At 42.2% G+C, this 13,910-nt stretch carries 16 protein-coding genes; 14 read left to right on the forward strand and 2 right to left on the reverse strand.

Translation table 11 applies throughout. The features are described 5' to 3' along the window. Positions 1–106: 106 nt before the first annotated feature. The 8 genes from ACXAEY_RS06670 to yajC all read left to right on the forward strand — a co-directional run bounded on the left by ACXAEY_RS06670 (position 107) and on the right by yajC (position 6,447). Positions 107–856, forward strand: a complete 750-nt coding sequence (locus tag ACXAEY_RS06670; protein ID WP_474810956.1) for a YebC/PmpR family DNA-binding transcriptional regulator — start codon at positions 107–109, stop codon at positions 854–856. Between the two features lie 92 nt (positions 857–948). After that, on the forward strand, positions 949–1,491 hold the full coding sequence (locus ACXAEY_RS06675; protein WP_474810958.1) for a BofC C-terminal domain-containing protein: 543 nt from the start codon (positions 949–951) through the stop codon (positions 1,489–1,491). A gap of 590 nt (positions 1,492–2,081) precedes the next feature. Then, entirely contained in the window at positions 2,082–2,684 is a 603-nt protein-coding gene (gene ruvA, locus ACXAEY_RS06680) for a Holliday junction branch migration protein RuvA (protein ID WP_474810960.1), read from the forward strand. Between the two features lie 12 nt (positions 2,685–2,696). Continuing rightward, positions 2,697–3,695 carry a Holliday junction branch migration DNA helicase RuvB gene (ruvB, locus tag ACXAEY_RS06685; protein ID WP_270179427.1) on the forward strand — a complete coding sequence of 333 codons (999 nt, stop codon included), beginning with the start codon at positions 2,697–2,699 and terminating at the stop codon, positions 3,693–3,695. A 1-nt stretch (position 3,696) separates the two neighbouring features. Further along, positions 3,697–3,894 carry a DUF2905 domain-containing protein gene (locus ACXAEY_RS06690; protein ID WP_270179426.1) on the forward strand — a complete coding sequence of 66 codons (198 nt, stop codon included), beginning with the start codon at positions 3,697–3,699 and terminating at the stop codon, positions 3,892–3,894. A 64-nt stretch (positions 3,895–3,958) separates the two neighbouring features. Next, positions 3,959–5,005 carry a tRNA preQ1(34) S-adenosylmethionine ribosyltransferase-isomerase QueA gene (queA, locus tag ACXAEY_RS06695; RefSeq protein ID WP_474810963.1) on the forward strand — a complete coding sequence of 349 codons (1,047 nt, stop codon included), beginning with the start codon at positions 3,959–3,961 and terminating at the stop codon, positions 5,003–5,005. Next, a complete protein-coding gene (gene tgt / locus ACXAEY_RS06700) occupies positions 5,002–6,144 on the forward strand; it encodes a tRNA guanosine(34) transglycosylase Tgt (protein WP_270179424.1) in 1,143 nt (380 codons plus the stop codon). The genes queA and tgt overlap by 4 nt, the downstream gene beginning before the upstream one ends. 39 nt (positions 6,145–6,183) lie before the next feature. Further along, entirely contained in the window at positions 6,184–6,447 is a 264-nt protein-coding gene (gene yajC, locus ACXAEY_RS06705) for a preprotein translocase subunit YajC (RefSeq protein WP_270179423.1), read from the forward strand. A gap of 42 nt (positions 6,448–6,489) precedes the next feature. On the opposite strand, the gene ACXAEY_RS06710 is transcribed toward yajC, so the two are convergent. Next, entirely contained in the window at positions 6,490–6,876 is a 387-nt protein-coding gene (locus ACXAEY_RS06710) for a TIGR04086 family membrane protein (protein ID WP_270179422.1), read from the reverse strand. Positions 6,877–7,011: 135 nt separating this feature from the next. Between ACXAEY_RS06710 and ACXAEY_RS06715 the strand changes: the two genes are divergently transcribed. Together ACXAEY_RS06715 and ACXAEY_RS06720 are read left to right on the forward strand one after the other, a co-directional pair. Beyond that, positions 7,012–8,295: an ArsB/NhaD family transporter gene (locus tag ACXAEY_RS06715; RefSeq protein ID WP_333489723.1), complete on the forward strand. Its 1,284-nt coding sequence runs from the start codon at positions 7,012–7,014 to the stop codon at positions 8,293–8,295. Between the two features lie 93 nt (positions 8,296–8,388). Next, on the forward strand, positions 8,389–9,060 hold the full coding sequence (locus tag ACXAEY_RS06720; protein WP_270180599.1) for a DUF421 domain-containing protein: 672 nt from the start codon (positions 8,389–8,391) through the stop codon (positions 9,058–9,060). A gap of 57 nt (positions 9,061–9,117) precedes the next feature. On the opposite strand, the gene spoVB is transcribed toward ACXAEY_RS06720, so the two are convergent. Continuing rightward, positions 9,118–10,671, reverse strand: a complete 1,554-nt coding sequence (gene spoVB, locus ACXAEY_RS06725; protein ID WP_474810967.1) for a stage V sporulation protein B — start codon at positions 10,669–10,671, stop codon at positions 9,118–9,120. Positions 10,672–10,792: 121 nt separating this feature from the next. Between spoVB and ACXAEY_RS06730 the strand changes: the two genes are divergently transcribed. The 4 genes from ACXAEY_RS06730 to secF all read left to right on the forward strand — a co-directional run bounded on the left by ACXAEY_RS06730 (position 10,793) and on the right by secF (position 13,883). Continuing rightward, on the forward strand, positions 10,793–11,278 hold the full coding sequence (locus ACXAEY_RS06730) for a COG2426 family protein (RefSeq protein WP_270179419.1): 486 nt from the start codon (positions 10,793–10,795) through the stop codon (positions 11,276–11,278). A 19-nt stretch (positions 11,279–11,297) separates the two neighbouring features. Further along, complete coding sequence (locus ACXAEY_RS06735; RefSeq protein WP_474810969.1) at positions 11,298–11,564, forward strand: post-transcriptional regulator; 267 nt, start codon at positions 11,298–11,300, stop codon at positions 11,562–11,564. A 104-nt stretch (positions 11,565–11,668) separates the two neighbouring features. Next, complete coding sequence (gene secD / locus ACXAEY_RS06740; RefSeq protein ID WP_474810971.1) at positions 11,669–12,973, forward strand: protein translocase subunit SecD; 1,305 nt, start codon at positions 11,669–11,671, stop codon at positions 12,971–12,973. Next, positions 12,963–13,883, forward strand: coding sequence for a protein translocase subunit SecF (gene secF / locus ACXAEY_RS06745; RefSeq protein ID WP_270179416.1), 921 nt, complete (start codon positions 12,963–12,965; stop codon positions 13,881–13,883). The genes secD and secF overlap by 11 nt, the downstream gene beginning before the upstream one ends. Positions 13,884–13,910 lie beyond the last annotated feature (27 nt).

Raw genomic sequence — 13,910 nt, forward strand, 5'->3', positions numbered from 1 at the left:
AGAACAGGGTTCTCCCTGTTCTTTTTGTATGATTCCGTTTAGTTTATCCACCTGATTTCATGTGTTATAGTATATGGACGAAATCAGTAGGAAGGGGATATTGACGATGGCAGGACATTCGAAGTGGAAAAATATACAACGAAGAAAAAATGCTCAGGATGCAAAACGTGGTAAAGTATTTATGAAGCTTGCGAAAGAGATTTTTGTTGCAGCCAAACAAGGTGGTGGGGACCCTGAGACAAACCCAGCCCTTCGATTAGCTGTTGATAAAGCAAAATCCTCGAACATGCCAAATGACAATATCAATCGTGCGATAAAAAAGGCTACTGGCGATTTAGATGGTGTTAATTATGAAGAGATCGTCTATGAAGGGTACGGTCCTGGCGGTGCTGCTGTAATGGTCGAACTCTTAACAGACAATAAAAATCGAACAGCTGCAGAAATTCGTCATGCGTTTAGTAAAAACAAAGGCAACATGGGCGAGAACGGATGCGTAGGTTTTTTATTCGATCGTAAAGGACTGTTTGTTATCGATCGAGCTGAAAATGATGCAGATGCTGATGAGTTGATGTTAGAAGTAATCGATGCAGGAGCAGAGGAAATGGAGACCCATGAAGATTCATTCGAAATCTATACTGATGCACAGGAGTATCAAGCAGTAAAGGAAGAGCTTGAGAAGAGAAATATTATCTTTTCGTCTGCAGAAATTACGATGATTCCTCAAACATACGCTCCTCTTGGGGAAGAAGATGGAGTCGATATGTTAAAACTGATCGACATGCTCGAGGATAATGACGATGTTCAAGAGGTATATCATAATGCTGAGATAAGTGACGAGGTATATGAGAAGTTTTGAAGAGCTACATGGTGATGTAGTTCTTTTTTTTGTACATATTATCTTCACTGCTGGGCACGCTAACAGAATCTAAAAGAAAGGTGCTAAAAATTGTGAAAAACCTATTCGGCTTTTTAGTAGTGCTTATTCTGATTATGGGTTCTTTGCCAGCACATGTACTGGCGGTTGAAAATGCCCAGAGTGAGCGTGAATTTGATGAAAAGCATTATCATATGAATGGACCTATGGTTATTGAAGTAATCCTAAGAACTAACTATGCAGATGGAGTTTCCACGGAGCAATCCATTCAAAAAACCGTCTGGTCTATGGAAGATTTCTGGAGTGAGTATGCGGGATGGCAGCTTGTTAACCAAGATCACGGTAAAATGGTCTTTGAACGCAAAATTGAAGATATTTCCCCGGCTATGAAGGAGAATGGTCATTTCGGACTTACAGATGATGGCGTTCTCACGATTTTTGAAGGAAAGCCAGATGAACAGAAAGTCATACAAACGTTCTTTCAAATCGACGTTGGTAAAGTAGAAAGCTCCAGACTTAAGGAGCTTGCTGAAGGTATTCCGATAGAGTCCTGGTATAACTTTGAAGACATGCTCCATACGTTTTATAAAATAAAGAAATCACAACCTGTCCGTTAGGATGGGTTGTTTGATTTTTAGAGTGAAATGTGAGACTCGCAGAAACTCCGATAATTCTCTCTTTCAACAGAACGCAAGTGTTCTATTTCAAGAGTTCCAATATCTCCGTTTCTAAACGCTCACCTACACTTTTCATGCCTAAACGCCCTCTTCCGCTTTTCATGTGATCCAGCTGCAGAGGGCAGGTCCTCGATCGCTTCACCCTTCAACCTGAACACAAAGAACGTGGTCATTTTGAAGGGCTCCAGCCCTTTTCGGACCTAATCGCCCTCTTCCGCTTTTCGTATGATCCAGCTGCAGAGGCCAAATACTCCGGTAGTTTCGAAATGTAGATTGAGACAAAAAGCGTCTCATTCTACATTCCTCCAACTCCCTGCGTATTTAAACGGCCTCTTCCGCTTTTCTTGTGATCCAGCTGCAGAGGGCAGGCTCTCGATCGCTTCACCTTATCAATTGAACACAAAGGGCGTGTTCATTTGATAAGGCTCCAGCGCTTGTCGAGCCTAATCGCCCTCTTCCGCTTTTCTTATAATATGATAAAATAAAAAGATATAGAAATGCATGTTCGTATGCGATGGGGAGAGAGTTTTTTGATTGAGTATATTAAAGGTAATGTTGAATATATAGATACTGAGTATATTGTTATCGAATCGAATTCGATTGGGTATAAAGTTTATTGTGGAAATCCTTTTACGTTTCAGAGGTATAGGGGGCAGTCTATTCAGATTTTCACGCATCATTATGTGAGGGAGGATCTGATTGCGCTTTATGGTTTTCCGACGAGAGAAGAGCGTCTTTTGTTTGAGAAGCTTTTGAATGTTTCAGGTATCGGTCCTAAGGGAGCGCTTGCGATTTTAGCTACAGGTGAGCCTGATAAAGTAGTTAGTGCGATCGAGTTAGAGGATGAGAAGTTCTTGACGAAGTTTCCAGGTGTCGGGAAGAAAACAGCTCGTCAGATCATACTTGATCTGAAAGGAAAATTAAAAGGATTCGGTGAGCCGCAGGAAGGTCTTTTCGCTGTGGAAGAGACAGAAGAAGATGGTACGCATGAACTTGAAGAAGCCATCGAAGCTTTGAAGGCACTTGGCTATGCTGAACGAGAAATTAAGAAAATAAAGCCTGGGCTTCAGGAAGAAGTGCTTTCGACAGATCAATATATTAAAAAAGCGCTTCAGCTTATGCTGAATCGTTAAGGAGGGGTCATAGTGGAAGAACGCATTCTATCAGGTGAGCAGGTCGGTGATGACTCATCCGTAGAATATAGCCTCCGTCCGCAGCGATTAAGTCAGTACATAGGTCAGGAGAAGGTGAAGCGTAATCTAGAGGTGTTTATTGAAGCGGCGAAAATGCGCGAGGAGCCACTAGATCACGTATTGTTATATGGTCCACCAGGACTTGGGAAGACGACTCTTTCTGCAATCATAGCAACTGAAATGGAAGTGAATCTCCGGACGACGTCTGGTCCAGCGATTGAGCGACCAGGAGATCTTGCTGCCATTTTAACGGCACTTGAACCTGGAGACGTTCTTTTTATCGATGAGATTCATCGCTTGCCGCGAAGTGTTGAAGAAGTACTGTACCCTGCTATGGAGGATTATTGTCTTGATATTGTTATAGGAAAGGGTGAGACTGCAAGATCGGTGCGTCTTGATCTCCCGCCTTTCACATTAGTTGGGGCAACGACGAGAGCTGGACTCTTAACTGCCCCTCTTCGTGACAGATTTGGAGTACTCAGTAGATTGGAGTACTATCAAGAGGATGAATTGCAAACAATACTCATGCGTACTGCTGATATCTTTGAAGTTGAGATGGATGAGGAAGCAGCTGTAGAGCTCGCTAGAAGATCACGCGGTACTCCTCGTATCGCCAATCGTCTTTTGAAGCGGGTAAGAGACTTTGCCCAAGTAAAAGGAGATGGAGTTATCTCGCTTTCCCTTTCTACTCAAGCATTAGAGATGATGCAGGTCGATCCTCTAGGACTTGATCATATCGATCATAAGCTTCTACTGGCTATCATTGAAAAATTCCGGGGTGGACCTGTTGGTGTCGATACGATCGCTGCTACGATCGGAGAAGAAAGTCATACGATCGAAGACGTTTACGAGCCGTATCTAATGCAGATCGGTTTCTTGCAGCGTACGCCAAGGGGACGCATGGTCACGCATCGCGTATATGACCATTTTGGGTTGAAGGAGCCTGAATAACATGGAGATTTCAAAGCTTTTTATTACGCTAGGAATCGTCTTTCTTGTTATTGGAGTGCTATGGTCATTCATTGGGAAGATGCCAGGCGATATCGTGATTAAGAAAGGAAATACAACGTTTTTCTTTCCGATCGTCACGTCGATTGTCGTGAGTGTCTTGCTTTCGCTTCTCTTTTTTATAATCGGCAGATTTCGATAATGGATGAAGCTATGGTAAGATCGATTGGTGGAATAGATATTTTTGAAGAACAGTGGTGAAATAAATGGACGTTAAAGATTTTGATTTTGAACTCCCTGAACATCTTATCGCTCAGACTCCATTGAAAGAGCGTGCTAAATCACGTTTGATGGTGCTTGATCCTGCAGCTGAAAAGATGGCCCACCGTGAGTTTTTAAATCTAGAAGAATATATTAAGCCAGGTGACTGTCTAGTATTAAACGATACGAGAGTTATGCCTGCAAGGTTATATGGTATGAAGGAAGAGACAGGAGCTAAGATGGAAGTTCTTCTTCTAAAGCAAATTGAAGGAGACCGATGGGAAACACTTGTAAAGCCTGCAAAGAGGGTGAAGCTTGGAACAAAGCTTACGTTTGGTGATGGCAGGTTAGCGGCTGAGTGCGTGGAAACATTGGAGCACGGAGGACGTGTCTTCGAATTCGATTATGATGGTGTTTTCTATGAAGTGTTAGACCAGCTTGGCGAAATGCCGCTTCCGCCGTATATTACAGAAACATTGGATGACCAGGATCGCTACCAAACTGTTTTTGCCAAGCATCGTGGTTCCGCCGCAGCTCCTACTGCCGGCCTTCATTTTACTGAAGAGATGTTATCGATGCTTGAAGAGAAGGGTGTTCACATTGCCTTTCTAACGCTTCATGTTGGGTTAGGTACGTTCCGACCGGTCTCTGTTGATAATATTTATGAGCATGAAATGCACGGTGAGTTTTATCAACTAACAAAAGGAACGGCCGATCTATTGAACCGAGTGAAAGAGCAAGGCGGTCGTATCATTTCTGTTGGAACAACTTCGACTAGAACGCTTGAAACAGTTGCTTCTAATCATAACGGTGTATTTGAGGAATCTTCTGGATGGACGGATATCTTCATTTATCCAGGGTATGAATTCAAAGCCATCGATGGATTGATCACAAACTTTCATCTGCCGCAATCCACGTTGATCATGCTCGTCAGCGCACTTGCAGGAAGACAGTTTGTTTTGTCTGCTTATAAAGAAGCGGTCGAAGAACAGTACCGTTTCTTTAGTTTCGGTGACGCCATGCTGATTTTGGAAGGGAGTTTGAAAGAATGACGGAACCAATCCGCTACGAATTAATAAAAACATGTAAACAAAGTGGTGCCCGCTTAGGGAAACTCCACACACCTCATGGAACGTTTGAAACACCGATGTTTATGCCAGTCGGCACACTTGCGACTGTTAAAACAATGAGTCCTGAAGAATTAAAAGAAATGGGCGCTGGGGTTATTTTGAGCAATACATATCACCTTTGGCTACGCCCAGGACATGATATTGTGAAAGAAGCTGGTGGTCTGCATAAGTTTATGAATTGGGACGGACCGATTCTTACCGATTCAGGTGGCTTCCAAGTGTTCAGTTTAAGCGATCTAAGACAGATTGAAGAAAAAGGCGTTCATTTTAGAAATCATCTTAGCGGTGAAAAGCTTTTCCTTTCCCCAGAAGGAGCGATGGAGATTCAAAACGCGCTAGGATCTGATATCATGATGGCTTTTGATGAATGCCCTCCATATCCTGCTGAATATGACTACATGAAGAGCTCTGTAGAACGGACAAGCCGTTGGGCAGAAAGATGTATCGCTGCTCATCAAAGAAAAGATGTTCAGGGCTTATTCGGTATTGTTCAAGGTGGAGAATACGAGGATCTTCGAAAGCAAAGTGCAGAAGACCTTGTGTCACTCGACTTCCCAGGCTATGCGGTCGGAGGTTTATCTGTTGGTGAACCGAAGGATGTCATGAATAGAGTGCTTGATTTTACGACGCCTCATTTGCCAAACAATAAGCCAAGATACTTAATGGGTGTTGGTTCTCCCGACTCCTTGATTGATGGAGCGATCAGAGGAATCGATATGTTTGACTGTGTGCTGCCAACTCGTATTGCGAGGAATGGTACATTGATGACGAGCAACGGTCGTCTCGTAGTCCGAAATGCTAAGTATGCTAGAGATTTCCGTCCTCTAGATGAGAATTGCGACTGTAATGTTTGCAGGAACTACTCTAGAGCGTATATTCGCCATCTCATAAAGGCGAATGAAACGTTTGGCTTCCGATTAACGACTTACCATAATCTTTATTTTCTGTTAAACTTGATGAAGCAAGTTAGGCAGGCGATTATGGATGACCGTCTCCTAGACTTTAAGGATGAGTTTTTTGAACAGTACGGATTTAATTTGCCTGGTGCAAAAAACTTTTAATCCATAGATTGCATCATTGCTAGAAAGGGGTGAAATGTTTTGGGATCAACTTTAACGAATTTAATTCCGCTAATTTTGATGTTTGCAATTTTCTATTTCCTATTAATTCGTCCTCAACAGAAGAGACAGAAGAAGACTAGAGAAATGCAAGCGAGCCTTGAAAGAGGGCAAAAGGTTATTACGATCGGTGGTATGCATGGAATCATCGATGCAATGGATGAAGGTACGATTACAATCCGCACTACTGATGGAACAAAGGTAGTCTTTGATCGTGCAGCCGTACGTGAGGCCATTACTGAATAATAGCATCAAAAAATAGCGTCCCATTGTGGACGCTATTTTTTATTACGATTGTGCCCGGCTGCCTCGCACGTTTACTCCAATGATTCCACCGAGGGTACATACACCGAGATATCCTGCATGAAAGACGAGTTGTTCTGTGTCCATTGTAGATCGATATCCTAGATACTGAACAAGAAATAATAGCACCATATACATAAGTGCAGTTCCTAGACCAAGCATCCACCCACGCTCTCCGCCTTTTCCTCCTGAAATAAAACCTCCGATAAAGAATGCAATGACTGTTGCTGTAATCACGATAGGAGCGATGCCTTGTTCGGATACTGAAGTAAAACGAAGAATAAGAGAAAGCAGTACGCTTGTTGCGAGAACCATCGTTACAATTGTGATCATCCCTGATCCCATCGCGCTGAATGCGTGTTTTGACCTCATCATAATCCCCCTTTTTTATATGAATGGTTTGTACATTCTATTCACACGTTCTTCATTTAGAAGTCAATCATGATTTAGGACAGCCCGTCATACGATTATAGAAAGTAGCTAGGAAAGGGGCAGCAGGGATTGGATATGAGTGTAGCACTGATTATTTTTGTTCTTGCTTATATAGGGATCATCACTGAGAAAATAAACAGAGCCCTGGTTGCCTGCGGAGGCGGATTGTTGATGCTCCTAGCAGGGATATCAACGGCTGATGAAGCATTTATGAAGCATATAGATTGGAATACGATCGCGCTTTTATTCTCGATGATGATTCTCGTTTCGATCACAAGCCAAAATGGAATTTTCGAATACATTGCGATTCAAATGGCTCAAAAGGTAAAGGGTCATCCTCTTCCCCTATTAGCAGTTGTAGGGATTTTAACTGCAGTTGGTTCAGCGCTTCTCGATAACGTAACAACAGTTCTTCTGCTCGTTCCAATTATTTTAACGCTTACACGAATATTGAAAGTAACCTCTATGCCATTTTTGATCACAGTCATACTTTCCTCAAACATAGGAGGAACTGCTACATTGATCGGTGATCCGCCGAACATCATGATCGGTCAGGCTGTAAAACATCTAGATTTCAATGATTTTCTCTTTAACCTCGCTCCTATCGTAGGAGTCATCTACGTAGTCATTATTTCTGGTCTTTTGCTTTTCTACAAAAAGCGGCTTGTCGTTGATGAGGCTCACCGTAAAGCATTAATGAAGGTGAACCCTGAGGATTACTTGAAAAAAGGACCACTGCTTGTAAAATCTTGTGTCGTACTAATCATGACCATTGTGGGATTTTTGCTTCATCCGATCCTTCACACAGACCTTACGAACATTGCAATGGCTGGAGCAGTACTACTCCTTCTCATTACTCAAAATGACCATAAGGTAGAAGAAGTATTTTCATCGATCGAATGGGTCACTCTGTTTTTTTTTATTGGGTTGTTCATTCTCATCGGTGGGTTAGAAGAAGTAGGTATCATTGATGAAATTGCGAGAGCCATCTTGCTTTATACAGAAGGTGACATGCCGAAGACATCGATCATCATTTTATGGGGATCGGGAATCTTATCTGCATTTCTCGATAATATCCCATTTGTAGCAGCGATGATTCCCGTCATAACAGAGTTCTCTGGATATGGGATGACGAATCTAGATCCGCTCTGGTGGTCGCTTGCACTTGGTTCTTGTCTTGGAGGGAATGGTACGTTGATTGGTGCTTCAGCGAATGTTGTGGTTGCGGGACTTGCAATGAAAGAAAACCATGAGATCAAGTTTGTACACTTTTTATTGATAGGACTTCCAGTTGTGGTTGTGTCACTACTCATTTCAACTGTTTACATTTATTTCAGATACTTACTTCCCTTTTACTAAAGGGGAGTTTTTTTTGTTTCCATTACCTTCCTTTATGTCGTGTGGATCCACTGGTCACACTAAGTATAAGAAAGTGAAAGGAGGCGATCTATGATGGAGTATTCAACGATGATCCTTAGAACACTGGTTTTGTATTTTGTTATCATACTCGTTTTTAGGATAATGGGTAAGCGAGAAATCGGCCAACTGAGTGTTCTAGATTTTGTGATCTCCATCATGATCGCTGAGCTTGCTGTGATGTCTATAGAGGATCCGAGTACGCCTATGATCAGTACTTTCATTCCAATCAGTGTGTTAGTTATTATTCAATTGATTATGGCACTTGTTTCTTTGAAGAGTGAAAAGATACGAGAGATTGTAGATGGAAAGCCTACGGTTCTAATCGAAAAGGGGAAGATCGATGAGCATGAAATGAAGAAGCAGCGCTATAATTTTGACGATCTCCTCGTCCAGCTTAGAGAAAATAATATTAGTTCCGTATCAGATGTTGAATTTGCCATTTTAGAACCGACTGGAAAACTCTCAGTTATCAAAAAAGACCAACAGGACACTGGTGATGAGGACTCATTCAGTTCGCTTCTGCCACTCCCTTTAATACTTGATGGAAAAATTCAGGGCGAGCATCTAGAGCGTTTAGGGAAGACGGAATTATGGCTTCGTCAGGAGTTGAGGAAAGTAGGTCAGAGGAATCTAAAAGAAATTTCGTTTTGTTCTCTTCATAAGAACGGAAATTTTTTTATCGATATGAAAAACGAGAAAAAGTAACCACAGAGGTTACTTTTTTATTTGGAGGTTTGATATCATTTGTAAGTGGCAGGGGTGTTAATGAACGTATTTTCCTATGACTGGCAGACGTCTAAGGTCATTTCTGTTGATAAGACCTAGTAGTAATAATAACAGGGCGTAAACAATCGTTGTAGAAATGATCGCAAAGATCGATCCAGGTATATCTGAAGGGGCATCGATCAACACTTTGTAGAAGAGGTGACCTGCATAACTTGCAAGAATGATGCTCGCGACGCCTTTCAAAACATCACTGACAACAATTGAAAACCCGATTGCTTTTACAAGTGTTGCAAAATGAAGAAGCGTTACGAGTAAAATTCCGATTACAATCCCAAGTGCAGCACCCATTATTCCTAGTTCCGGTCTGCTTGCTAAGAAGAAGATAGCAGCTAATTTCACCGCAGCACCGATAAAACTGTTAATCATAGCAGCCTTGGCTAAATCAAGTGCTTGTAATGCGGCGGCGAGTGGTCCTTGAAAATAGAAAAAGAAGAAGAATGGCGCCATCACTTGTACATAGATCGCAACGTGTGGGGCATCGTACATAATTTCAAGAAGTGGTTTCGCAAAGATATACATAATAACGACTGATAGCCCTCCTGCGACCATCGAGAGCCGTATCGCCTGACTTAAGCGGTGCTGAATTTGCTTATATTGTTTCTGAGCGTAGGCTTCACTGATGGCAGGGACTAGGGAGACTTGTAGAGAGAACGTTATAAAAGTCGGAAGAAAGAGGAGTGGAATGGCGAGCCCTGCTAAGTTTCCGTATTGTCTTGTAGCGATTGTTGTTGCTAAACCCGCTATTGCAAGACTGCGCACTACGATGATCGGTTCAAAGAAATATGAGAGAGATCCTATGAGCTGACTGCCTGTTGTCGGAAGAGAAATGGCCATGAGGTCCTTGAATGTTTTTCTTCCACCTTTCAAGTAGGAAAAGAAATTATTTCTTATTTTGATCCTCTTCTTCATCTTAAACATGGAGAACATATAGAGAAGTGACGCTAGTTCCCCTAAAACGACTGAGATCATCGCACCTGCAGCAGCAAACTCAACACCATAAGGCAAGAATGCCCCGGTAAGTATGGCGACTAAACAGATTCGAACGATTTGTTCGATCACTTGCGAGTATGCTGAAGGACGCATGTTTTGTAAGCCCTGGAAATAGCCACGAAGCACAGATGACATCGCAACGATCGAAACGACTGGTGCGATCGCAATCAGTGGATAGAATGTACGTTCATCTGTGAAGAATACCTTTGATAGAACAGGTGCGGCTAGTACCATAATCGTGGTGAACACGATACTCAATACGGCAGTTACAGATAAAGATACGATTAAGATGCGCTTGATCTTTTGCCTGTCACCTTCCGCATCTGCTTCTGCTACCATTTTCGAAATGGCTACAGGGAGTCCAAGTCTTGTTAGAGTAATCGTGAGGATGAGGGTAGGAACCGCCATCATGTATAATCCTACTCCTTCATCCCCCATGACTCTATACATAACGATACGATTGATGAACCCGAGAATCTTGGTGATCAACCCGGCGAATATGAGTAAAAGTGTGCCTCGTAAAAAGGTTTGCTTCGACATAAGTAAACCTACTTTCCATGCTTAGTATCCTTGCGAAATTATAGAAAAGCCTAGATATTTTTTATCACTATGTATATGCTTAGTAGGGGACAAAGCATGACAGGCATATGGGAGTGTTTTAATGAAAGACGAAATTAAACAATTTGTAGTAGAGAACCTCGATTTCCTTCCTCAAGAAGCGATCGTGGTAGTGGTTTCTGCCCTTCCAATCCTTGAACTTAGAGGCGGAATACCACTGGCGTATACATTTGATATCCCGTTCTGGGAAGCGTTTTTTCTCAGCTTATTCGGGAACGCATTGCCAATCATTCCGCTACTACTTTTATTCAAGCCGCTCAGTAATTGGTTGATGAGGTTTGGATGGTACAAGCGATTTTATGAGTGGTTATATCAACGTACGTTAAATAAGAGTAAAAATGTTGAGAAATATGGAGCGATAGGACTTATTTTATTTACTGCCGTACCTTTGCCTACTACAGGTGCTTATAGTGCTTGTGTGGCGGCTTCTTTATTTGCGATACGGTTTAAATATGCTTTTATTTCAATCTTAACTGGTGTAATCATTGCTGGCCTCGGTGTAGGTGCAGCGATTTATTCAATTTTTTAATAGGAGAGGAGACTGAAGGATGGAAGAGTGGAAGAACGAAGTATATCCTGCACTTGAAAGTAAGAGAGACGAGTTTCACCTATTAGGCTATGATAGGGCCACGATTGATGAGATCTGGAGTTGTCTCCTTGCACGATTAGAACGTAACAATGACAATGAAGAAATTAAGGTTCACCAATTAGTCAATGACATTATGAGGCTTTCTCCAAACGAGTATATGAACTGGTTGACTATTCACGCCTACAAAGGGACAGGCTGGATTAGTGAAGAAGAAGCGCATAATTAATCGAAAATTGACAGAAAAATCTATATTTCGGTATAATATGTAGTATTATGGCATTTTAACCTACATACGTTATTGCTGGTGGCTTAGAGAGGAGTTTTTATTCCATGGTAAAAAAAGGCCGGATAGTTACGTTCTTTTTAATTGTCCTTCTGCTAGGAGGACTGATTGGAACGACGGTCCTAGGAGTGACTAAAGACATTAAGCTTGGTCTTGATCTTCAAGGGGGCTTTGAAGTTCTATATAAGGTAGAGCCTGCTGACGATGGACAAGAACTTAGCAAAGACTTGTTGAATAGTACTGTAAGCGCACTTTATAAAAGGATTAACGTTCTTGGTGTATCAGAGCCTCGAATCACTATTGAAGGTGAAGATCGCATACGAGTTCAGTTAGCTGGTGTAAAAGATCAAAACCAGGCGCGTGAGCTTCTTTCTACACAGGCTGAGCTAACGTTCAGAACTGTAGAAGATGAGGAGAAAATGGGCGGAGCGGATCTAAAAGAAGGAGCTGCGAAAGTAGTCTTCCAAGAAAATCAGCCTGTCGTTCAGGTAGCTTTAAAGGATCCACAACAATTCGCAGAGATTACACGAGAAATCATGCAGAAGCCTTTTCCGGATAACAGATTAGTCATCTGGTTGGATTACCAAGAAGGTGACTCCTACAAAGAAGAAGCGCAAAAGCCCTCTGATGAGCAAAAGTTTATTTCCGATCCTTCCGTAAATGAAGTGCTGTCTCAGAATACAGTGATTATTTCTGGACCACCTTTTACAATTGAAGAAGCTGAGAATTTAAAGGAACTATTGAATGCTGGATCGCTTCCTGTAAAGCTTGATGAGATTTATTCAACTTCGGTAGGAGCACAGTTTGGAGAACAGTCACTCGATAAAACCGTAATTGCTGGTTTCATTGGAGTCGGTTTAATCTTCTTATTCATGCTTTTCTATTACCGTTTCCCAGGTATGATCGCGGTGATCACGCTGAGTGTCTACATTTATCTAATCCTTGTCGTGTTCAACTGGATGGGAGCAGTTTTAACACTTCCTGGAATCGCTGCATTAATTCTTGGAGTGGGGATGGCCGTTGATGCAAATATCATCACGTATGAACGAATAAAAGAAGAAATTCGCGCAGGTAAATCAATGATGTCTGCATTTAAAGCTGGTGGAAGACGATCGTTCACTACGATATTCGATGCGAATATCACGACATTGATCGCTGCTGGCGTATTGTTCGCGTACGGTACTAGCTCTGTAAAAGGGTTTGCTGTCATGTTGATCACAAGTATCATCGTAAGCTTTTTGACTGCTGTTTGGGGTTCACGAATCCTACTCGGACTGTGGGTCAAGAGCAGGGCGTTGAATAAGAAGCCCGGACTTTTTGGCGTGAAGGAGAGTGAGATCGATGAGCTCTAAAATAAGAAATATTGATTTTGATTTTGTGAAACACCGTAATAAATTCTTTATGATTTCACTTGCCCTCATTGTACTTGGAGGTCTCGTGCTTGCGATTTTTGGTCTGAATCTTGGTATTGATTTTTCCAGTGGCTCTCGTGTCGACATCATGTCCAACGAGACGCTAACTACTGAAGAAGTCACCTCTGAGTTGGATAGTCTAGGGTTTGATCCTGAGTCCGTAACGCTTGCTGGTGGAGGAGATATGGCTGTTGCGGCTTTCAAAGATGAACTAGAGAAGGAAGAAATCGGTGAGTTGAAAAATCACTTTACTGAATTGTACGGTGCGGAACCAAACGTAAGCACCGTTTCTCCTGATGTGGCGGTCGATCTAGCGAAGAACGCATTCATCGCAGTTGCGATTGCTTCTGTAGGGATCATTATTTATGTTGCGATCCGATTTGAATGGCTGCAAGGTGTTGCGGCGATCGTAGCACTTTTTCACGATGCGTTCTTTATTATCGCGATTTTCAGCTTGCTGCAGATCGAGGTTAACATTACATTTATTGCAGCTGTTCTAACCATAGTGGGTTATTCGATCAACGATACGATCGTTACGTTCGATCGGATTAGAGAGAATATGAAGTTAGAAAAGAAAGTAAAAACGTTTGAAGATGTCGCTAGGGTAGTAAACAAAAGTCTCGTTCAAACACTAGCTCGCTCGATCAATACAGTATTGACCGTCATCTTTGCAGCAGCAGCACTAACGATTTTCGGAGGAGAAGCGATCCGTCCGTTTGCGATCGCATTGCTGATCGGACTTGTTGCTGGAACGTATTCCTCTCTATTCATTGCCTCTCAACTTTGGGCAGTTTGGAAAGGGAAACAATTGAAAAAGAAGAAGTTCTCAACGGCTACAAATGAAGCTTAGAGAGTAAAAGCCATGGCTATGCCATGG

This window comes from Anaerobacillus sp. ABA4_114 (genome assembly GCF_056159065.1).

Bases quoted from the DNA above. Each gene is read 5' to 3' on its own strand.
- ACXAEY_RS06670 (WP_474810956.1), top strand. From the start codon at position 107: ATGGCAGGACATTCGAAGTGGAAAAATATACAACGAAGAAAAAATGCT.
- ACXAEY_RS06690 (WP_270179426.1), top strand. From the start codon at position 3,697: ATGGAGATTTCAAAGCTTTTTATTACGCTAGGAATCGTCTTTCTTGTT.
- queA (WP_474810963.1), top strand. From the start codon at position 3,959: ATGGACGTTAAAGATTTTGATTTTGAACTCCCTGAACATCTTATCGCT.
- tgt (WP_270179424.1), top strand. From the start codon at position 5,002: ATGACGGAACCAATCCGCTACGAATTAATAAAAACATGTAAACAAAGT.
- ACXAEY_RS06710 (WP_270179422.1), bottom strand. From the start codon at position 6,876: ATGAGGTCAAAACACGCATTCAGCGCGATGGGATCAGGGATGATCACA.
- ACXAEY_RS06715 (WP_333489723.1), top strand. From the start codon at position 7,012: ATGAGTGTAGCACTGATTATTTTTGTTCTTGCTTATATAGGGATCATC.
- ACXAEY_RS06720 (WP_270180599.1), top strand. From the start codon at position 8,389: ATGGAGTATTCAACGATGATCCTTAGAACACTGGTTTTGTATTTTGTT.
- spoVB (WP_474810967.1), bottom strand. From the start codon at position 10,671: ATGTCGAAGCAAACCTTTTTACGAGGCACACTTTTACTCATATTCGCC.
- ACXAEY_RS06730 (WP_270179419.1), top strand. From the start codon at position 10,793: ATGAAAGACGAAATTAAACAATTTGTAGTAGAGAACCTCGATTTCCTT.
- ACXAEY_RS06735 (WP_474810969.1), top strand. From the start codon at position 11,298: ATGGAAGAGTGGAAGAACGAAGTATATCCTGCACTTGAAAGTAAGAGA.
- secD (WP_474810971.1), top strand. From the start codon at position 11,669: ATGGTAAAAAAAGGCCGGATAGTTACGTTCTTTTTAATTGTCCTTCTG.
- secF (WP_270179416.1), top strand. From the start codon at position 12,963: ATGAGCTCTAAAATAAGAAATATTGATTTTGATTTTGTGAAACACCGT.